Here is a 20,398-nt window from a genome sequence, read left to right as displayed (position 1 = left end):
CAGCATGTTTCGGATGACGATCGTCGCTACGATTCGCCGACGACTGTGCCTGAGCGAGACGGACTGCTCACGCGTTGGTGGCCTCAGCAGGCGCTTCCTCGTCACGTTCACGCAGTGTGAAGGGTTGGCGGTCTTGCAGCACTCGCCGAACCACGAAGAGAACGAATCCGATCAGCAAGATGCCGATGCCGACGAGAACTTCCTTGGACCCGCCAGCATGACTCAGGTCGGGGTTCAACGCACCCATGCCGAGGATGAACGCGTCGAACGCACCCACCACACCGGCAACGAACAGCCACGGCTTGCCGAGCCGGATAGGTCGCGGTAACTCGGGCTTGTCTTTGCGCAACAAGAGGAACCCGAAGACGGCCAAGGTGACGGCCAATATGTAGCCGATGTTGCTCGCGATGAGAATCGCTACGGGATTCCCGACAAAAACGATCATCAGTAGGTTGATCACCATGGTGACCCAGATGGCCCGGCTGGGAACACCTCGGCTGTTGAGTAGATCCAGCTGGCGTAGTGACATGCCCTCGTTCGAGATGCCGTACAACGCACGGCCGGCATCGGCCGACGACGAGATCATTATCAAGAAGATCGCACCACAGAGCACCGCAGTAGTGATTTCGGACAAGAACGGTGAGAATTCACGAATGCTCGTCACGCCGTAGGTGATGGGATTCGCGGTAATGGTTTCGGAACCGAGCTGGCCGCCCGTACCTATCGGAATCACGGTGTACACCATCAACATGAAGAGTGCGACGGACGTCAGAGCGCGCGAGGTGTCTTTCGGGGTGTCGACATACTCAGGAGCGAAGATTGCGCAGAGCTCGGTTCCGTAAATTGCCCACGCGACCACGAAGAGCCAGACGGCGAAAGTCTTCCAATCGGTGTCCGGGCCCGAGGTCAAGTTCTCGATCGACCACGACGAGCTGGCGAGCGGAAGTACGAGCAACAGCGCCAAGACTACGACAAACACTGCCCCGATCACTTGGTTCACTCGAACAGCAACCCGGATTCCCGCGATATTCAGCACACTGCACAGCACTACCGCAAGGACTCCGATGGCCTGCGCCGGACCAAAGCCCACGCCTGCGACGGTGAAGTACGCATCGGTGGCTTCGGGGAACCATTGCGCTCCGACGAGCGAGCCGATGGTGATCCCGGTCAGAGCGAGTGACAGGCCCCAACCGCACCAGTAACCAAAGGCGGCTACCGGAGCCACCGGCGAAAAGTAGCGCTTCCACGCCTCGGCAGCGAACAGCGCAACACCGCCTGCCTTGGTGGGAAACATTGCCGCCATTTCCGAGAAAAGCTTGTTCTGCAAAATTGCGACGAACGACAACAGGGCGCACGCAATCACCGCCGGAATTATCCCAATCGTGCCGATCATGTAGCCGACGCTGACGAAAAGGCCCGTTCCGATGGGCAACGCCATCATGAATCCGTCGTACCATCGAAGCGTTTTTCTGAAGGTGTGACCTTCTGAATGCTGTTCGGTCATGAGCCATCCTCTGGGTTGGGCACTGGCAGATGTCGTTGGTGTTGTCGATTCGCGACCCGATAGGGGCGGGGCTGGGGTGTCACGGATGGGTCGACCCAACGGACCGGTGTGCCTGATGTAATCCTCGGCACCGACTGAGCGCGAGTGCCCTAAATGCTGGCAAGGTCTTCACCGTTTTCACGTCACCCAGACGGGTACATTCGGCGATCGGACAAGACGATCCCGGACGGATTGCGAATATTCCACCCCTGCTCGAGCCCATGTCGATCAGTCGTCCGCACACAGCAGTCGCATGCTGCAGATTCGGTCCGCGCGTCCGTAATTCTCCCGATGCGTGTGGCCGGGCCCGTGTGTGAATGTTGACAGACCGTCGGTGGCTGATCCCCAGTTGGCCTCACGGACAGGCTGTTCGAGCCTTCTGCTCGCAGTTTCGAGGAGGACAAATGCACGTCGCTACAGATATCGAGCATCGAATGTTTCAGTGGCGTGACCGCGGAGCTATGGTCGGCCCGCACGCACTGCTACCGGACTGGACCGAACACGACCGACTGGGCGTGGTCATCAGAGAGCCCTTCGGGTCACTGGGGGCGAGTTTGCTCATACAGACGTGCGCCTTACTTCACTACGAGGTTCGTCCCGAACGAAGAAGTATGGAGAGAGCGCAATACCCTCAGATCTTCACGTTTCACGTAGGCGGAAAACACGGTGACCACAGCGCTTTCGACGTCTGGCCACCGCGTCGGGAGATCTTCGTGGGCAACTCACCGTTGGACCTGCTCGACGCCGTCAACGACCGAGCGATCACTCGTCTACTGATTCCAGAGGCTCTGCCCCAGGGCACTGATTGGATCGGCGACGGATTCAGCGCATGGTCGGATGTCGCCGCCGCCCGCGAAAGAATCAAAAGCGTCTGGGAGTACGGCGCAACCGGTTACCTTGCCCAATCCAGCGTAGAAATACGCTCCGATGCCGAAGAGCTCCGGCGAATGTCGCAGTGGGCGCTGACACCGGAGGCCACGTACGCCCAGTACTCGAGACTCGAAGATCGCGAACTCGTCGACGCACTCGACATCGGTCCGAGTTCGGCAGGTGACCTCCGCCGGTGGCTCGCGGTAGTGAAGGACCGAACGGACGAGGTTTCTCGTGAGGTGCGCTCACGGATCGACATTGCGCCAAGTGGCGACACAGTGGTGCAGCAGTATCGATCGCTGACCATCGATGAGCTTTTCGTTCGCTTGTGAACTTCGAGCTTCGCGCTCTTCTCTTCTATGATCGGCGTCACTCGATACCACCCATTTGGGGGACGTATCACCTCGCATCGATGCCTAGCATTGACACAACGGACATCGCCGTGACGAAATACCGCCGGCAGCCGCGAGTTCCGCGGTGTGACCGCCCTTCTCGACTACACAGGAGTTCACAATGTCGTACCGACTGCTTCTCGACACCGGTAAGTGCCAGGGATACGCCAACTGTCTCATCGAGGCCCCAGAGATCTGGGACTTCGACGAGGACAACGACATTGCCACACTCAAGAACAGTGAGCCGGGAGAGCATCTGCGTGTCGTCGCGGACGCATCGGTGAGATGCTGTCCGGCCCGGGCTATTTCGCTGCTCGAAGACTGACTCGACACTGCTTCGACGCGTATATTTTCATTCGTAGAGGCCCGTCCACCTCGATCCGAATCTCCAACCGGTTCGACGTTGACGGGCCGGCTTTTTGCACGAGTAGTGCGTGACCCATTCTGAATTGCTTTGTCCAGCAACAGTCGGATGGTCCAAAAGTATCGGCGTCGATGCACGGCAAGGCGGGCTCATCCACGGCGTGCTCGAAAGCAATGCCGCGGATGAGCCCGACTTCAGGGCTGCTGTGTTACCGCGTTGTGAAGTTACCCGATACGGACATTCGTGCTGCGTCACGGCCCGCCCGCATTCCGGTGAAAATTGCCCCGTCGATCAACCCGAAGGAGCCACTCGCCAAGTCTGCACCCGCCAGCAGGATCCGGCTGTTGCGTGCCTGCACCGCATCCAATTGGTCTCGGAGCTGGCCTGGTGCGGGCACAGCCCACGTACCCCGATACAGTCCGTCGGCGGTCCAATTGTGTGTTGCAACGTCGACAACGTCGAGCTCGGGTAACCACGTACGCAACACGGCTTCGACATCCTCACGCGATGAACCGTTCACGGCCGAGGCGTCGGAGCCGAACGCCACTGCGATGTGGTCGCCGTCGATCGAACGGTCGTACTGCAGTAGGACGAACGGGTGCCCCTCGGGGGCGAACGCCATGTACGGGGCACGGTCACCCTTGATCCGAACCACGACCTTCTGACCACCGGAGATCTGGCCTGCCTCGGCAATCCGCTGAATATGCGGCTGCTTCGGTTCTATCGCTATGTCGGACAGGACGTTGACGGGCACGGCGCAGACCACTGTCCGCGATGTCACGGTACGACCGTCGGCAAGATCGATGCGGACAAGGCTCTCGGACTCGGCGAGCGCAGTCACCGTGGCGTTCATGACGAATTCCGCCGTGGTGTCGGAGACGATTCCGTCGATCAGAAGGCCGGTTCCGCCGACGATCTTGTACCGCGAAATCACATCGAGCATCACTTGCCAATCCCAGCCGGCCAGAGCGAGCCAACGCAACGCAATGGAGATACCGGCTTTGTCGAGCGGTGCTTGACAGGCCGCCGCCCAGAACGATGAGGTCACTTCACGTTCGAGCTTCGTCATGTCCACGCCATCGAGAAACTCTCCGACAGAGAGCTTGTCGAAGTCGAAAGCCGCGTTGGAGAAGTGTGGATCGTGGGGGCGCTCGTACGCGGTACGCGCCACTTCGGCGAGGGCGCTCATACCTTTGTCCATGAGGCCGAACACGAACTCGTCCGAGTCCTGATGAACCTCCCCATCACTGATGTACAGAAGCTCGGTCGGAGGAGTGAATTCCTCGATCGCGAGGTTGTAGCGCGACATTTCGGCCCATACATGCGGCTGCAACCAATGCACGTCCGTTCCACCGAGCTCGATGCGTGTGCCGAGTCGATCGTCGGTCCAGGTACGACCGCCCAGACGGTTCGTTGCCTCGATCACCACGACCGACTTACCGAGCTGAGAGGCCTCTCGTGCCGCGGTCACACCCGCGAATCCACCGCCGATGACCGCGACGTCGTAGATTTTCTCACTCATTGGTTCACCTGCTTGATCTCGATCGAGAACTTTCGGAAGGGTGCGTGGAACGTCCACGTGGACTGCGTACCTTGGCGGAAGTAAGCGCAATCTCCCTCGCGCAGAACGTGAGTCTCGCCGGCGGCCGTCTCGATGTGTACCTCGCCTTCGGCAATCCAGATGTACTCGTCCATCTCGAAGTAGTACGGAACCGGTTCGCGGTCGGGGTACTCGCCTTCGAGGACCCGAAAGAGTCCAGCCCGAACATCGCCACCGTCTCGGCCGTGCAACTGTGAAAACTGGCCGGTGGGACTGCCTTCGACGATGAAGGGCACGTAATTATCAACCAATTGGCCGGAAGTGGATACTGCGTAATCGGTAGTCATTCTTGAAAAGTCCTTTCCATTGTCCTGGGATCGCGGAGCCCGGTTTTTGCATCGAATATCGTTGCGCGCGAGCAGGTATCTACTACTGGTATGGGTAGATCCTGCGACCGTGGTTGACCGAGATCCATTTCTGAGTCGTGAGTTCGTCGATGCTCGCCGGTCCGTTGAGTCGGCCGATACCGGAACTCTTCTCACCGCCGAAAGGCACGATCGGTTCGTCGCCGATGGTGGCGTCGTTGACATGGATCATTCCGGTGTGAATCTGCTTGGCAACCTGCACTCCACGGGTCAGATTGCCGGTGTGAACGGCACCGCTGAGGCCGAATTCGGTGTCGTTGGCGATCGCAATGGCTTCTTCGTCCGTATCGAACTCGATCAGCACCACAACCGGTCCGAACAACTCGTCGTGAGCGATGGAGGAACCCGCAGTCACGTTCTCGAGGATGACCGGTGGCAGAACGTTTCCGGATGCTTCGCCTCGAAGAACTGCAGTCGCGCCCGCAGCAATGGCTCCGTCGATCTTTTCTTCGAGAACGGCGAGTTGCCGGGCGTTGATCAACGGACCGATGACGGTGCTCGGGTCGGAAGGATCTCCCATGGGGAGGGCAGCTACTTTGGCGCTGAACCGGTCGCGGAACTCCGCCGCAACGGCGGAATGCACCAGAATTCGATTTGCGGACATGCAGATCTGGCCCTGATGAGTGAAGCGACTGAACACTGCGGAATCCACTGCGTAGTCCAGGTCGGCGTCGTCGAGAACGATGAACGCACTGTTGCCGCCGAGTTCGAGGATCGACTTCTTGAAATGTCGGGCTGCTACCTCGCCGACGTGGCGGCCCACTGCTGTGGAGCCGGTGAAGGCGAGCACTCGGGGGATCGGGTGCTCGAGAAAATAATCGCCGATGGCAGGAATTTCGGTGACTGTGACATTGAGAAGTCCGGCCGGCAGTCCGGCTTCCTCGAAGATCGACGCGATGAGCGTGCCACCCGTGATGGGCGTCTCCTCGTGGGGTTTGATGACAACACCGTTTCCGGTCGCCAGTGCAGGCGCAACGGACTTCAGCGAAAGGAAGAACGGGAAGTTGAACGGACTGATCACGCCGACCACACCGACGGGCTCGCGGTAGACGAAATTCTCGGTGTCGGCTACCGGCGACGGGAGAATGCTGCCTTCGATACGCAGCGGCAAGGTCGCTGCTTCTTTGAGCATGTCGATCGCAATGCCGATCTCGAAGCCGGCCTTGACGGCTGTTCCTCCGACCTCGGAAGCAAGCAGCTCGGTGATCTCCTGAGCGCGTTCTCCAACGATTCGCGCGGCATTCTCGAAGACTGTCCGCTTCGCGTAGGCGTTGACTTTGTTCCATTCCACCTGGACCTGCGCGGCGGACTTGTAAGCCTCGTCGACGTCAGCGCGATCCGCGACCGGGAACTCCGCCAAAGCTTCTTTGTTGTAAGGGTTCGCGTCGACGAGAACTTTGTCTCCCGCACCGTCGCGCCATATTCCACCGATGTACTGCTTGGCCAATTGCGTGATGTCCATGTATGCCTTCGCTCGCTCCGGGGACCAAATGAGATCCAGATCATGACGTCAGGCGAGAATGACATGGATCACATCCCTCGGGCGTCCGTAGGACTACGGACTTTGCTACGTAACTTCGAGTTCAGTATGTGGCCGTCGCTGCTGGGCGAGACTCAACCGGTAGCCGGCGTGCGGGCGTGAATCCACGCTGCCACTCGGGTGCGATTCTCCAATCCCAGTTTCGACAAGATGTGTTCGACATGCGTTTCGACGGTCCGTTGGGAAATTGTCAGGTCGGCTGCGATGTCTCGGTTGCTGAGTCCGTCCGCAACCAGCCTCGCTACCTCGAGCTCGCGACGAGTCAACACCGTCAAACCGCTGTCGTCCGGTTCCATCTCTGTCTCGATTGCGTACGCGACCAGCTCTGCCAGTGTCATGTGTCGACCGAGTTCGTATGCGGCGTGGAACGGTCGTTCTCCCGCGTGTTCACGAGTAGCTCGGATGCTGTCGTCGCGGTACGCGACGACCATGCGAAAGCCGGAAAAGCTGCCGCCCAGGAACTGCCACATCCGATCGGCACCGCCGAACAGCCGGGCAGCACGGATATACGTCCGCGCGGACTGCGCGCACCACGCCAGCAGCTCCACACAGTGGGTTGTCAGCAGCTGATCTGCTGTGTACCCCATGGCGCGGATCGCGGCACCCCGCGCGCCCTCGTGGTCCCCGGACACCCAACTAGCTATCCCGAGAACGAGCTCGATGTACCCACGCCAGAAGTAGTCCTTCGATTCCTCGCACATGGCCAGCCCGTGTTCGGCAAGGACGGTCGCGCGGTCTGTGTCACCGTTGAATACTGCGCACATGACTGCGACGCCGGTCGTGTCGAGATACAGCTCTCTCGCAAAAGAACCTTCGAGAGATCGATACAGCTCCGCGGACGCGTCGACGAGGGGCGAAGCCTCGACAGTGCGGCCGTAACCCATTGCGATCATGCCCGCGAGCTGCATAGCAAAAGCCCGGTTGAGGGGATCCCGACTGACTGCCTGTATCTCAGCGGCATGTTCGACGAGCCTCTCCGCGTACCGCAGATTGTCCTGGAGCAGATAAAGATAAGCGGCAACGCAATAGGCGAGCTCACGGTAGGCCGACGGCCCTGAAGTCGCCGCAAGTACGCGTTCGAGCACTTCGAGACCTCGAGTCAGTTGACCTGTCGCGAACCAAAAATGCCACAGGTCGGTTGCCATCCGAGCGCTGACGCCGTGGAGGGTGGAATCGGTGAGGCCGTAGTCGATCGCGACCGCGATGTTGGCATAGTCGATCAGCAACTGCGCGGTGCCCTCTTCTGGCCCGGAGTCCCTGAAACTGTGAGCGGCGAGCTGGACGCGGTTCTCGTAGTGATCGAAATGCCGCCTGACGAGTTGATCGCGGTCATCGCGTTCGTCCAGATGCTGGTTACCGTAATCGCGGATCAGACGCGGCAATCGATATCGTGCGTGTGCTCCCTGATTGTCGACGATCACTATCGACTGATCCACCAGCGATGCCATGTGATCGAGAAGGTCGGCTTCCCGCAAAGGCGCGCTGCTGCACACCGCTTCGACGGCAGAGAGATCGAATGTGCCGGCAAATACGGTAAGTCGGCACCACAGCAGCTGCTCCGCTTCCGTCGACAGTTGGAAGCTACCTTCGGTCAGCGTTTGCAGCGTCCTGTGCCTCGGGTGGAGGCTCGTGCTGTCTCCGCGTGGAAAGTCCGGGCGAGCATTCATTCTGTCGATGATCTGTTGCAACGACAGCGCACGTACCCAACCGGCCGCGAGTTCGATGGCAAGCGGGAGGCCGTCGAGACCATGAAGAAGACGTGCCAGTGCCGCCGCGTTCGAATCGGCGATCTCGAAAGTTGGACTCAGTAAGCGGGCTCGGTCGGCGAACAGCTTGGCGGCATCGAAGTTGTCGACCTGCGCAGCGGTGACATCGCCCTCCGCAGACGGCACAGGGAGCGGACTGAGCGTCATCAACTCCGCGCCGTCGACTCGCAGCACCCTCCGACTGGTTGCCACCAACGTGAGTCCTGTTGCAGCCCAGACTAATTCCTGCAAACATTGCTGGGACTCCCGATCGATACCCTCGCAACTGTCCAACAGCAGCAACCCTTTCAGCTCCCGTGCGAAGTCGATGACGGACACTGAATCCGCGGCCGAACCGTCCCGCATCCCCAGCGCTTCGGCAATCCGAGCGCAGAACTCGCCTACACCGGTGACCTGCCGAAGGTCGGCGAAATACGTCGAACCGGCCGCTGTGTCGGTATTGTCGTAACCCTTCGCCAGCACCGAGGTGACCAGCCGGGTCTTCCCCACCCCTCCGGGCCCGATCACGAAGGTCAGCCGATTCGTGGCCAGGGCTGCCTCCAAGGCGTTCTGCTCACTCGTTCGGCCGACGAAGGTTGTCGAATGCCGCGGCATTCGTGAATGCGTGCTGTCGGTCATGTGGGTGCCTCTGTACCTTGCATTTCGGTCGGCAGGCAGATACCGACTGATTCCATTTTGGCCCTCATTGGACAACACGAACCATGTTTTCGCACGACATTGCCCAGTCGATCAGCAGAACGGGTTCCATTACTTTCGCAGTGCAGATCCGCGTAGGACAACACCCGATCGGGTAGCTTCGCGACGGCGCTCCCACTCGGCGGAATCGAATCGCGGGTGGCCACTGCCTGAAGAATTCCGACCGCTCGTTTTGGTACTCACTTCGAGGTATGAAAAATCCACCCATTCGGGTGACGTCGTTTCGGTGCCATGGTGCAAATGTCTTGGTTGACTACCCCAACGCTCGACTGGGCCGGCCTGTGAACCGCGCTTCTATTTCCAGCGACACGGTGCGAATCCCTCGGAGCGCTCGAATCACACCCTCGACGACACAGGAGAAATCATGAAGAAATCGGATCCCCCAGGGACTGTTGCCTCGGAGAACTTCGATCTCACGTCCGCAGTGGACCGAGCGCCGTTGTCGCGCAGAAATTTGTGGACGATCGTGTTGGCAGCTGTGGTGGTGGTGCTCGACGGCTTCGACAATCAACTACTGGCGTTGTCTCTGCCACAGATATCCGAAGAACTGAATGTCTCGCGCGGTTCGTTCTCGTGGATTTTCGCGGTCGGTTTTCTGGGACTGGCAATCGGTGCAGGCCTCGGAGGGTGGCTGGGTGATCGCATCGGCAGAAAGCCGTGCACCATGCTGGCGATCGTAATCTTTGCCGGCACAACGTGCTTACTGGCAACAGCTCAGAACTTGATGACGATCGGCGTGCTCCGCGCCATCTCCGGGCTGGGTGTCGGTATGGTTTTTCCATTGGTCACCGCTTTGGTTGCCGAGACGTCACCGCTGAAATCTCGAAGCCTCGCCGTCGCTGCGAGCATGGTCTGCGTGCCCATCGGTGGCCTGGCAGGAGGGCTTGTCGCCGCAGAAATCCTACCGACTCAAGGGTGGCGCTTCCTCTTCCTGGTCGGCGGTGCGGTCCCACTTCTGTTCACCGTCGTCGTGGGCATGTTCATGCGAGAATCGGTCTTCTTTCTCGCTGACCGCGGCCGGAGGTCTGACATGGCTCAGGTCCGCGCTCGTTTGGCGGAAGTCGGCTACCACCTCACCGACAACACTCGGGTGCACGCGCGCGAGAACTCCACAATCGCACGAGCGTCGTTCGCAGCGCTTCTCCAGCCCGCTGTCAGACGAGATTCGATTGCACTGTGGGCTGTCTTCTTTCTCAGCATGCTCGGCGTCTACTCCTTCTTCAGTTGGGGGCCAGCCCTCTTCGCAGACGCCGGTTTCGACGCAGCATTTGCCAGTCGCTCCATTTCCATCTACAACTTCGGCGGCATCGTCATGACCATCGCGGCAGCTGCCGCCATCACACGTTTCGGATCGCGCAAGGTATTGACGGTCCTCGCCTATGGAGCCGGCATCACAGCACTGTGGCTTGCGGTTCAACGACCCGACCCAGAAACGTCGTCGGTTGCGCTGATAGTGCAACTACTGCTTCTCGGTGCCTTCTTCGCTGGACTTCAAAGCACCTTGTACACATTGGCAGCATTCGTATATCCGGCAAATGTGAGGTCGACGGGCGTCGGAATGAGTGCTTCGGTCGGACGATTCGGTGCCATCACTGCGTCCTTCGCTGGAGCGGCGCTCCTTGCAATCAGTAGTGGCGCATTGTTCGTCCTGCTCGCCGTGGCCGGGTTGGCTGCGGGCGTACTCCTTCTCGTGGTCAGACGACACTCGCCGCCTCGTCTCGCAGGCTCACCGGCCGCGATCCCCTCGGACAGTGCCGGCGTGACCGAGCAGAGGTCGTGAGACCTTCCCCGAAACCACCCGATCAGGGATGGCGCACGCATCGGGTGCGTCCATAGGTTCGAGATCGACGAACAATTCGCGCGAAAGAGGAAAACGTGTTGAATTCGCACAGCCGAGATACGCGGGCACCCGAACGAAAGAGGACTTCCCACGCGTCGTTCGACGCCGAGTCTCCGACAGCCAGAGTCGATGAGTACCTCGAGTTGGCCCACAACTGGCAACCGTTCGGCGGAGTACCCGAGGAGGAAATCTTCGTCCGCTTCGGAGTCTCGAAAGCACAGTTCGACGATGCGGTACTGGCGGCCGGTCGAATGGACGCCCGGTCCACCGACAGGAGAGTCTCGCCTCGCATGAGCGGCGGACGATTCTGAGGTGGGAACAGTCCCCGACGCGTGATCCGACCCGAGCGCAGCCGCTCGGGGTCGAGCGCTCTCCATCCATGGCGGACATCGCCGTCTCGGTATCGCTCCCAGCAGGTTGGGTAAATTTACGGATGCAGGGCGGCTGTGATCCATGTCATTGTCGGTAGCCGAACGATCACCGCACCACTGGATCGAGCAGGGAAAGTAGTCGGCTCATCCATCGGTGTACATCATCAGCGACAGGACACCGAGATGGACGACGATCACAACCACCCGGCTCTACGAACGCATCGTTTCGCGCTCGCAATGCAGTCGGCCACGTCACTTTCCGATGTCGCCTCGGTATTCCTCACGGCAGTGCACGACATCATCGACGCCGACGGGATCGGGCTCTATCAACTGCAGGCCGGGTCCGGCCGCGTTCTCGACGTACACGCGGCAGTGGACGACAGCATGCTGCACGAATACGAGCACAGAGGGCGTCGCGACGATCCGGTTCTCGCTCACGTCCTCGAGCATCGCCGACCGTTCGATTCTTCGCAGATCTGCGCGTCGCGGTGGCGCGAATCAGGCGCGCATACCGTTCTCGAGGCCAGCGGGTTCGAGCACTCCCTCGAGGCGCCCTTAGTGATCGCCGGCGCAGTCACCGGCACGATAAATTTCGCGAGATCCGATAACCTACGCCCTTTCGAGGCGTCCGATCTCGAGGTTGCCTCGCTCATCGCGGAACACCTCGCACTCGCGCTCCGACGCGCACACCACATTGCGCTGCTCGCACAGCGGGCGGCCATGTTCGAGTCGGCCATGGATCGTATCTCGGACAGTGTGGTGCTGACCGACACCGACGGTCGCGTGCAGTACAGCAACCGGACAGCCGACAACGACCTCGAAACCGCCGTAACAGTTACGGGCGGAACTGATTCCATCGATGCCGGCGTCACAGAAGCCGTCCGTCAGGCATGTGAGTCGATCACCAGCGAGAGGAAACGCGTTGTCGTCCAGGACATCCAGTCGGCCGGCAAGTCGTTCGTTGCACGTTCGGTGCGCCTGCCCGAACGAACGAACGCAGTCCTGACAACGTTGCACGCCCGTTCCAGAGCTACCAGGGAGCTGCCGGTGTGGTCGGTTCTCACCCGCCGTGAGCAACAGATCGCCGAGTTCGCCAGTCAGGGGCTCTCGACACGCCACATCGCGGACAAAGCGTTCATCAGCGAGAACACCGTCAAACAACACCTCAAGCGCGTGTACGCGAAGGCGGGTGTCAGCTCACGAGCGGAACTTGTCCAGTTGATCTGGGCTGCGGATCGGCAAGCGTCCGAAGCCACAGTGAGCTGAAGGATGGAGCGGATGGTGAGCGCGGCTTTTCAGCGAGCGCGCCCACCATCCGAATTTATGACGGTGCCGGTGATGATCCGAGCACCGATGGGGTCGGCAAGGTAGACGTAGGCGCTACCGTGGTCCTGGGGCGTGGGGGTCGACTTCAGCAAGGTGCCCTTGGCAATTCGCTCGTCACGCCCTGCCGAGGCTGCGACCGACAACGTGTCCTGAGACAACGCAGCCAGGCCGGAAAACGACGTTCCCGACGTTCCTCCCGGTGCAACACCGTTGACCCTCACCTCGGGGGCGAAGTCGGCAGAGAGGTGAGCTATCACGCCCCGCAGCGCCCACTTCGAGCTTCCGTAGAGCACTCCGCCTCCGACTGGGTGGAAGGCCGACTCGGACAGTGTGAAAGTCAGCGATCCACGCGCATCCCGTAACGCCGGCCATGCCGACCTCGCCGCCGACAACGCGCTGAGAACGTTCAAGCGCCACATTTCCTGAGCTGCGGCAGCGAAGTCGCTCTCGTCCAACGTGCGTAACGACGCGTAATGGTCGAAGACTCCTACGCAGCACGTCACATTCGAGAGCGCTGCGCCTTCGGCTGTCGCCCTGTGTATGGATTCGGAGATCACCGCCGAGTCGGTGGCATCACCGACCATGACCTCGATACCGGGCTCGGCGGCCAATGACGCCGCATTGTCCGCGGATCGTTCTACGACGACGACCCGAGCACCCGACTCTCGGTACGCCAACGCGGCACCTCGCCCGATGCCGGAGCCACCTCCGAGAACGAGAACATTGAGTCCCTCGAGACGGGTGTCGCTGGTCATGGCGCAGGCCTCCGTGAGAGTAGTTCGGTGATGAGCTCGGGCTCCTGGAAGCTCAGGCAGTCCAGTGCCACAGCGTCGAGCATCACTCTGGACCCACGACGCGGTGACCAAATATCCAATCGCACGCCGTTTCTCGTCGATATCTTGCGGATGACGACGTCAGCGAACTCATTCGCGATGACAATCGGCCCGTCGTTTCCGCCATCGATCGGATAGTCCGATACTTCCCCGATTTCGGGGTTCTCGAACACCGGCTCGGCTGCGTCGTCGTTCACGTGAAACCCTCCGCTTCAGATGAAAATCGAGAGATTGTGTGCGTTGATCAGTGCCTGATCGAACGCTGCCCACCGGCGTGCCAGACGCCAACCGTCCTCGGTGCGGCGAACCGTGTCCTTCCGGAACATCGAGTAGAGGCTCGGATTCGGATCGTCTCCGCGGCTGCGGTAGATGAAGCAATTGGACGAAACCAGATACTCGTCCGGCACCTCGGTGTGGTCGACAAGGATATTGGTGACGTAGTGGCGGGTTCGTGACGGAGGTTGCTCAGCCCAGGCGAAGTCCGTTTCGAGTCGTCGGACTCGCACTTCCAACGTCTCCCTGTCGTCGTCGAATATTCTCGACGTCGGAGATAGCTCCCACTCTGCCAGAGCTTCCCGTGTCACTCTGACCGGCACCTCGTACCGAATATCATCACTGAGATAACCCAACCAGTCCCGGAAGCGGCGCTCGTCGAGCGCTGAAGCTTCGCGGTACAGGAACTCCTGAATATCCCATTGAATATCGCGCGATACCGATTTTGTCGTAGGCATGGTTCTCACACCTCGTCTGCCAGGTAATCGCCCCACCGGGACCACAGATTACGGAAATTCGTGTCGTTCACGTACGGGGTCACCACGTGGCCGGGGCCGGCGAAATCCGGATCCGGATCGCTGTCCATGCCCATGGAGTACGGGAAGTCGACGTCTACAACCATGGTCGACGCTGCAGACCTGGTCACCTTGGCCCAATTCTCGAAATCGTCCTGCTCGAAGGTGCCTGCTTGACCGAAAGCCAGTGTGTAAGCCCGGTATGCGGCGTCCTTGTACTCCTTGGATGCGCCTTTCGGGACGAGGCACCACGAGTACATTTCCATCTGTCCTGGTCCGACCGGGTGGTACAAACGCATCGTCACGAAGCGCACACCCGGCTCACCCGGTACCAAACTGAAGGGCTGCATCAAGAACGACAGATTCGGGAACACCGTTCCGACGGCGGTACGTACCTTCGAGAACACCTCGGTCTGTTCTTCGCTGAAAACCGACTTCATCTCCTCCGCGAGTTCCGTCGGAAACCCACCGAACGGCGGGAAGTTGGGGCTGTGCCCCAAGCCGACCCCGTGTCCACGTCCCGGAACACTCGCAGCCCAACCTTGGCTGTGTGTCGACCCGGACGACGGGAAGTATCCGAGGTGGAAGCCCCACTGATGCGCAACCGGAGTGTGATAGCCGTCGCCTGCAAAATTCTCGGCACAGATTTTCCAGTCCGTGTTCGCCAACCAATGGTCGGGCGGACCGTGAACTTCGCAGCCCTGTTCCCCGTGCTTGAGGTACAGGTCCAGGTAGAAACGAAAATCGCCGAGATAGTCGCCCAGGGACTCCGATTCAGGATCGAGCGTGCCGAAGATCAGACCTTCGTAAGTGTCTATGCGAACCGGGACCATGGCCCAGTCCTTACGCTTGAGACGGCCTTCGTAGCCCTCTTTCATGTACGGAACACCGATCAATTGGCCGGTGTTCTTGTACGTCCATCCATGAAACGAGCATCGGAAGTGAGAAGAGTTTCCCATCTCCGACTTGCACATGACGTTGCCGCGATGACGGCACATGTTCAAGTTGGCGTGGATGGTTCCATCTTCGCCCCGCGCGACGATGATGCTGTTGTTTCCGATGAATCGAGTGACATAGTCACCCGCAGAGGGGATTTCGGATTCATGAGCCAAGAAGCACCAGGCACGCGAGAAGAGGCGCTTCTGCTCGAGGTCATAGACGGACCGGTCGTTGAAGGCCCTGGCAGGGAATCGCCCTTCGGCGATTCCCTGCCTGGTCCGCTGTACCCAATCCGCGAGATCAGAGGGTTCAGCAGTCGTCATCGATTCAGACCTTGTCGGCCAGTTTGGATGCGCGAACGCCGAAACGAGCTTCGATTTCGGTGCGGATCTGCATGTAGCGCTTCACGTGATCCGACGTGGTCTGCGCGTGCACCTCGGGAACGAGATCCTCGGTGTACGGCACGCGGCTCTTACCGACGTTGATGTAGCCGGCTTCGTTGACGCGCATCTTCTCGAGCGGGATGTTGTACTTGGCGAACTCCATGAAGTCCTGCCCGACGAGGAAGGGCTCGTGTGCCCAACGCAGGCGCTCGGTCAGCCACTTGGCATCGTCGTAGCGTCCCTGCTGGAGCGCATCGCGCAGTTCCAGAACTGGACCGGGGCCCATGGCTGTGGTGGAGGACCACGCCATTCCGACGAGCTCTTCGCCGTACATCTCCCATGCCGGGAACCAGTCCGTCTCGATGGACATGAGGGGGAAGCTGGTTCCGGTGTGGGCCATGTCGTTGTGGTAGCGGAAGCCCACCGACGCACCGCCGGCGTACTTCACGGCCACGACCTGCGGCAGCTCGATCAGCGTCTTGTACACGCTGCGGGGAATGATGCCGCGGAACGCTGCCGTGTTGTCGTACACCACGATTGCCATCTCGGGAACTGCGTTGGCGACGTCGCGGTAGAACTTGTCCATCACCGATACCACCATCTCGCCCCACATCGGGCGGCCCAGCAGCGTGCCCGTGACGCCCAGGTCCGCGAGAAACCGCATACGCGAGATCGTGTCGCGGGTGTTCAGGGTGGTTGCACCGATGAACAGCGGGAAATCCGGGTCGATCGACTGTGCGGTCTCGGCAGCGCAGGTTGCGAATGCCTTCCACTCCTCGATGGTGAGAGTGGCCATTTCGCCGAGTGTTCCGTTCAGCGCGATGGCGTCGACGCCGTCGCTGATCAAAGAGCGAATCATGCGCTCGGTTTCCACGAGATCGACTGTGTTCGTCGCGTCGACTCGTTCGGCACCGGGCAACGCCGGGGTGGGGGGATACGCCATGACGCCGCGCATATCCTTACCGCTGACCTTGGGCAACTTGCTCATGTTGATCTACTCCTGCTTGGTTGAGTTGGTTGAAACTGATGGAAATGGTTCACATGCGCGCTGCGGCAACAGCTGTACCGGTGAGCCACTCGGGTACCGGCTCGTAGGCCAAGATGTCGAACCCGACCTCGACTGCACCGGCTGCCACGAGCCACGTACGGATTTCGTGGGCACCGTTTCCTGCTGCATCGATGTCGTCCTGGGTGTACGCGGTCAAGCGTTCCGGATCGCCATTGTCGAATCGCTGTAGGAAATCCCGATCGAACGTTTCGTTGACGGTGCCCGACTCCGGCAGGCCGACCCAATGGGACAACCCTCCGGTGCCGATCACGACAACTCGCTCGTACTGCTGCTGCGCAGCCACCGCTCGTGCCAGCATCTTGCCGAAGTCATAGCAACGCTTCGGCGAAGGCCACGGTGGGTTGACCCCGTTGACGATGATCGGAACGAGTGGAAACTCGCTGCTCGGATCGAGATGCTTCAGCGGAACACAGAAGTTCTCGTCGAACGTCATTCCGCCTTCGACCAGTGACGGATCGAATTCGGACTGCAGCGCGAAATCGTAGATGTGCCTGCCGAGGTCGGCGGCCCCCGGGTACTGGTGCTGTTCGACCTGTACGAATTTCGCCATCTCGGCGGTCACCGGGCCCAGATACGAGTCACCGGTGGCGACCGCAAACGCCGGCAGATTACCGAGATTGAAATTGGTGAAGTGCTCTACGGAGACTGCGATGACGGCATCGGGCCGCAGCGCCGCAATTCGCTGCCGCGCTTCGTCGTAACCACTCTCGACGGCACGACGCTTCTCTGGATCCGCACGCTCCGGCCAGCCGGTGATGCCGGGTGAATGCGAAGCCGTGAACGCCCCGACTATTCGGCCGTTGGTCATGGTGTCGTCTCCCCTCGTATCCTCGCGTAATAGTCGGCCCTGTCGACCTCGAGCTGAATGGCACAGAAGTACAGCAGGTAAGGATTTACACCCGCCTCGTAGAGGCCTTTGATATCGAAATCCGCCATCAATGTGCGAAAGGATCCTTCGATTCCGTAACTGTCCAGAGCAACCTCCGGAGTTTCGGTGTAAAGGCTCTTGATGGCACCGTCTCGGCGAATATCCCAAAGCAATTTGTGAACGCCGTACATGAGTCTCCTCGTCGGTTTGTTTTACGAGAACAGGTGACGCCTTCGATGAAAGCCGTTCCGACTGACTCCACCGTAGATCGGCGAGAAGTCGGTGTCCGTCACCCACCCGGGTGGTTTCCGACTAGACGCCGAGCTTGTGTACGAACCAGTCCGTCAAGCGCGCCGCTGCGACCGAAAGGTAGTCGTAGCTGCAGTGGAGCGACCCAGCAGCGTCGTAGACATCGAAGGTGACGTCGTTGCTCGTGAGAGCGTCCACGAAACGGTGAGCACCCTTGATGTCCATGATGATGTCGTCTGTGCCGTGCATGACGTAGACAGGGATCTGAAGCTTCTCGGCAATTCCGTCGAAGGTGAACTGGGCCAGCTTTTCTCGGGCCTCGGTGTCGTCCTTCGAGCCCGACAGCCACTGCAGCTGCTCCTGGAGCGGCGGGTACCACTCGTAGAAGTCGGTGAGGATGCTCCAGGTTCCACACCATGCAGCGACCGCCTTGACCCGGGGCTCGAACGCGGCAGCCCTGGGTGCGTAGTAACCACCGAAGCTGACGCCGGCCAAACCGAAACGATCCGCGTCGACATCATCGCGCTTCTCGAGTACGTCGAAGATCGCAGAGACGGGAACTTCGTAGTCCGGGCGGCTGTAGAGCTTCTTGAATCGAAGCGAGCTGCCGCGTCCGGGGGTGTCGATCACGACCACGTTCATGTCCCGCGCCGGGAATTCGGTGCCGCCGAGGAAGTACAGCTCCTCGGCCCATGAATCGGCACCGCCCAGAAAAAGCACTGTGGCGCGGGCCTTGCCACTGTTGTCCGGCCGAATGAAGTAGCCGTCCATCGTGGTGCCCTCGAACGGAACGCTGATGCGCTCGATGAGTCCGTCGGAGAGCTCGGCAGCCTGTGCCCAGTTGCTGGTACCCGCACGGTACGCCGCATCGCGTCGCGGATCGTCGGAACTCAAAAAGAACTCCGAATGCCGGTAGTAGCTGCACGACCTGAACAGCGCACGTCGAGCGGTGACCTTGTCGCCGGCCTCGAGGGCTTCCCGACCCTGCGCTGCAACCTCTTCGGCCGTCCGGTTCCATTCACGTTGCCAGATCTCGTTGTCCTGGGTGGTCTTTCCGATTCGAGCTGCTGTGCGCGCACACTCGAAGAGATCCGCCCCGCCGACGGCAACCTGGGCGAGCAGACGCATCGTCTGCAGGGACCAGTCCTCGTCCTGCGGGAAGAGTTCGATGACCGTGAGAGCATCGGCATTCGTCGGGGTACTGACATTGCTCATGTGCAATTTCCGTTCTTTCGTAGTTGTACTGACAGGAAAATGGAAAGGCTAGGCGCTGCGCGCGACGTCGTTCCAGATCTCGGAATCGCCTATCGCAGTTCGGTACTGAGCGAGCTTTCGGGGAGCGTTGATGCACACCACTCCCCTGAGAACTCCGGCTCGACCGAACAGCGCAACCAGCGACTTGTCGTTCTGGGACTCGATGAAGATGTCGTCGTCTGCGCTGGCTCGACCGCAGAAACGCAGCTTTGCATCGAATTGGTCGGTCCAGAAGTACGGCACCGACGTGAAATTAGGGGCATCCCCGAGGAGTCGGCCGGCGGCGTGTCGGCCCTGCTCGACGGCATTGGTCCAGTGCTCGACTCGCATGACCTCGCCGAAGGTGCCGTTGTGCCATGATGCGACGTCACCGGCCGCGACGACGTCGGGAACCGACGTGCCTAGATCGGGAGTGCACTCCACTCCGTTGCCGACGGCCACACCCGAACCGGCCAGCCAATCGACCGTCGGTACGCCACCGATGCCGACGAGCACAGTGTCGGTGACGAGCCGTTCGCCTCCGACCAGGACTACTACGACGTCGCTTCCGGACTTCTCGATTCGTTCCACGCTGGTCGAGCATCGGACGTCGACACCGTTGCGACGGTGCATGGCGTTGAACCACTTGCCGATGGTGGGACCGAAGACTCTGCTCATCGGCATCGCCGCGACGTCGACCACGGTGACGACCACGCCGAGCTTGGCTGCGGTCGCCGCGACCTCCATCCCCACGAAACCGCCGCCGATCACGATCAATTTGCGGCCGCGATCGAGCCGCTCGGTGATGCGTCGAGCGTCGGCGAGGGTACGCAAGGTGAATACGTCGTCACGTGCCGCTGGAGCGATCATGGAGGCCGGCAATTGCCGTGCACCGCTCCCGGTTGCGATGACGAGGCCGTCGTAGGAGTGCGACACCCCATGCTCGTCGTGCACCACGCGTTCGCTCGTGTCGAGCGAGGTCACTCGGGAACCCAGGTGAAGGTCGACGCCCTTCTCGGCGTACCAACCCGGTTCACGCAGCGCAAGACTGTCCGATGCGAATTCGCCATCTGCCAAGGCTTCCTTGGACAACGGAGGACGTGTGTACGGCAAGTCGGGCTCCGCACCGATCAGGTGAATTTCTCCACGGTAATCGAGGTCTCGAAGAGCTTCGATGGCGTTGACTCCGGCCAACGACGCACCGACGATCGCGACGCGCTTCACGATGACACGTCGTCGATGTCGGCACCGTGGCTGAGTCGGTCGAAGATCCACGAAGCGTGTGCCACCGCCCGAAGGTCGCTGTCGAACCGGCAATCAGCGACGTCGAGCTGTACTCGAAAGCCCATGTCACTGTTCCTTT

19 protein-coding genes are annotated in these 20,398 nt (G+C 60.4%); 5 read left to right on the top strand and 14 right to left on the bottom strand.

Annotation, left to right across the window (positions count from 1 at the left end):
• Positions 1 to 67: 67 nt before the first annotated feature.
• On the bottom strand, positions 68 to 1,504 hold the full coding sequence (locus ACIGGF_RS07820) for an APC family permease (RefSeq protein WP_397520813.1): 1,437 nt from the start codon (positions 1,502 to 1,504) through the stop codon (positions 68 to 70).
• Positions 1,505 to 2,154: 650 nt separating this feature from the next.
• On the opposite strand from ACIGGF_RS07820, the gene ACIGGF_RS07815 reads away from it, so the two are divergent.
• Both ACIGGF_RS07815 and ACIGGF_RS07810 read left to right on the top strand, forming a co-directional pair.
• A complete protein-coding gene (locus tag ACIGGF_RS07815) occupies positions 2,155 to 2,745 on the top strand; it encodes a hypothetical protein (protein ID WP_397520812.1) in 591 nt (196 codons plus the stop codon).
• A gap of 181 nt (positions 2,746 to 2,926) precedes the next feature.
• Complete coding sequence (locus ACIGGF_RS07810) at positions 2,927 to 3,130, top strand: ferredoxin (RefSeq protein ID WP_397520811.1); 204 nt, start codon at positions 2,927 to 2,929, stop codon at positions 3,128 to 3,130.
• Positions 3,131 to 3,377: 247 nt separating this feature from the next.
• Here ACIGGF_RS07810 and ACIGGF_RS07805 read toward each other — a convergent pair whose 3' ends face one another.
• From ACIGGF_RS07805 to ACIGGF_RS07790, 4 genes are all read right to left on the bottom strand, one after another.
• Complete coding sequence (locus tag ACIGGF_RS07805) at positions 3,378 to 4,691, bottom strand: flavin monoamine oxidase family protein (RefSeq protein ID WP_397520810.1); 1,314 nt, start codon at positions 4,689 to 4,691, stop codon at positions 3,378 to 3,380.
• Positions 4,688 to 5,056 carry a cupin domain-containing protein gene (locus ACIGGF_RS07800; protein WP_397520809.1) on the bottom strand — a complete coding sequence of 123 codons (369 nt, stop codon included), beginning with the start codon at positions 5,054 to 5,056 and terminating at the stop codon, positions 4,688 to 4,690. The genes ACIGGF_RS07805 and ACIGGF_RS07800 overlap by 4 nt, the downstream gene beginning before the upstream one ends.
• An 82-nt stretch (positions 5,057 to 5,138) precedes the next feature.
• Positions 5,139 to 6,596 carry an aldehyde dehydrogenase family protein gene (locus ACIGGF_RS07795; RefSeq protein ID WP_397520808.1) on the bottom strand — a complete coding sequence of 486 codons (1,458 nt, stop codon included), beginning with the start codon at positions 6,594 to 6,596 and terminating at the stop codon, positions 5,139 to 5,141.
• Between the two features lie 152 nt (positions 6,597 to 6,748).
• Entirely contained in the window at positions 6,749 to 9,058 is a 2,310-nt protein-coding gene (locus tag ACIGGF_RS07790; RefSeq protein WP_397520807.1) for an ATP-binding protein, read from the bottom strand.
• Positions 9,059 to 9,500: 442 nt separating this feature from the next.
• On the opposite strand from ACIGGF_RS07790, the gene ACIGGF_RS07785 reads away from it, so the two are divergent.
• The 3 genes from ACIGGF_RS07785 to ACIGGF_RS07775 all read left to right on the top strand — a co-directional run bounded on the left by ACIGGF_RS07785 (position 9,501) and on the right by ACIGGF_RS07775 (position 12,613).
• A complete protein-coding gene (locus tag ACIGGF_RS07785) occupies positions 9,501 to 10,916 on the top strand; it encodes an MFS transporter (RefSeq protein ID WP_397520806.1) in 1,416 nt (471 codons plus the stop codon).
• Positions 10,917 to 11,011: 95 nt separating this feature from the next.
• Positions 11,012 to 11,287: a hypothetical protein gene (locus tag ACIGGF_RS07780; RefSeq protein WP_397520805.1), complete on the top strand. Its 276-nt coding sequence runs from the start codon at positions 11,012 to 11,014 to the stop codon at positions 11,285 to 11,287.
• A 243-nt stretch (positions 11,288 to 11,530) separates the two neighbouring features.
• The gene (locus ACIGGF_RS07775) at positions 11,531 to 12,613 is read left to right on the top strand and encodes a LuxR C-terminal-related transcriptional regulator (protein WP_397520804.1); all 1,083 of its coding nucleotides are present in this window, start codon (positions 11,531 to 11,533) and stop codon (positions 12,611 to 12,613) included.
• Positions 12,614 to 12,642: 29 nt separating this feature from the next.
• On the opposite strand, the gene ACIGGF_RS07770 is transcribed toward ACIGGF_RS07775, so the two are convergent.
• The 9 genes from ACIGGF_RS07770 to ACIGGF_RS07730 form a co-directional block, all read right to left on the bottom strand.
• On the bottom strand, positions 12,643 to 13,428 hold the full coding sequence (locus ACIGGF_RS07770) for an SDR family NAD(P)-dependent oxidoreductase (protein WP_397520803.1): 786 nt from the start codon (positions 13,426 to 13,428) through the stop codon (positions 12,643 to 12,645).
• Complete coding sequence (locus tag ACIGGF_RS07765) at positions 13,425 to 13,703, bottom strand: dihydrodiol dehydrogenase (protein WP_222092556.1); 279 nt, start codon at positions 13,701 to 13,703, stop codon at positions 13,425 to 13,427. Before ACIGGF_RS07765 ends, ACIGGF_RS07770 begins: the two co-directional genes overlap by 4 nt.
• Before the next feature lie 15 nt (positions 13,704 to 13,718).
• Positions 13,719 to 14,237 carry a 3-phenylpropionate/cinnamic acid dioxygenase subunit beta gene (locus ACIGGF_RS07760; protein WP_397520802.1) on the bottom strand — a complete coding sequence of 173 codons (519 nt, stop codon included), beginning with the start codon at positions 14,235 to 14,237 and terminating at the stop codon, positions 13,719 to 13,721.
• 5 nt (positions 14,238 to 14,242) lie between these two features.
• Positions 14,243 to 15,556 carry an aromatic ring-hydroxylating dioxygenase subunit alpha gene (locus ACIGGF_RS07755; protein WP_397520801.1) on the bottom strand — a complete coding sequence of 438 codons (1,314 nt, stop codon included), beginning with the start codon at positions 15,554 to 15,556 and terminating at the stop codon, positions 14,243 to 14,245.
• 4 nt (positions 15,557 to 15,560) lie between these two features.
• On the bottom strand, positions 15,561 to 16,604 hold the full coding sequence (locus ACIGGF_RS07750) for a dihydrodipicolinate synthase family protein (RefSeq protein ID WP_222067401.1): 1,044 nt from the start codon (positions 16,602 to 16,604) through the stop codon (positions 15,561 to 15,563).
• Between the two features lie 49 nt (positions 16,605 to 16,653).
• The gene (locus ACIGGF_RS07745) at positions 16,654 to 17,493 is read right to left on the bottom strand and encodes a hypothetical protein (RefSeq protein ID WP_397520800.1); all 840 of its coding nucleotides are present in this window, start codon (positions 17,491 to 17,493) and stop codon (positions 16,654 to 16,656) included.
• Positions 17,490 to 17,744 carry a hypothetical protein gene (locus ACIGGF_RS07740; RefSeq protein ID WP_222092552.1) on the bottom strand — a complete coding sequence of 85 codons (255 nt, stop codon included), beginning with the start codon at positions 17,742 to 17,744 and terminating at the stop codon, positions 17,490 to 17,492. The genes ACIGGF_RS07745 and ACIGGF_RS07740 overlap by 4 nt, the downstream gene beginning before the upstream one ends.
• A gap of 121 nt (positions 17,745 to 17,865) precedes the next feature.
• Positions 17,866 to 19,017: an alpha/beta hydrolase family protein gene (locus tag ACIGGF_RS07735; protein WP_397520799.1), complete on the bottom strand. Its 1,152-nt coding sequence runs from the start codon at positions 19,015 to 19,017 to the stop codon at positions 17,866 to 17,868.
• Between the two features lie 48 nt (positions 19,018 to 19,065).
• On the bottom strand, positions 19,066 to 20,259 hold the full coding sequence (locus ACIGGF_RS07730; RefSeq protein ID WP_222092550.1) for an FAD-dependent oxidoreductase: 1,194 nt from the start codon (positions 20,257 to 20,259) through the stop codon (positions 19,066 to 19,068).
• Positions 20,260 to 20,398 lie beyond the last annotated feature (139 nt).

This window comes from Rhodococcus sp. NPDC078407 (assembly GCF_044542515.1).
Taxonomy (GTDB): Bacteria; Actinomycetota; Actinomycetes; order Mycobacteriales; family Mycobacteriaceae; genus Rhodococcoides.
This window is presented reverse-complemented; position numbering and strand designations above follow the sequence as displayed.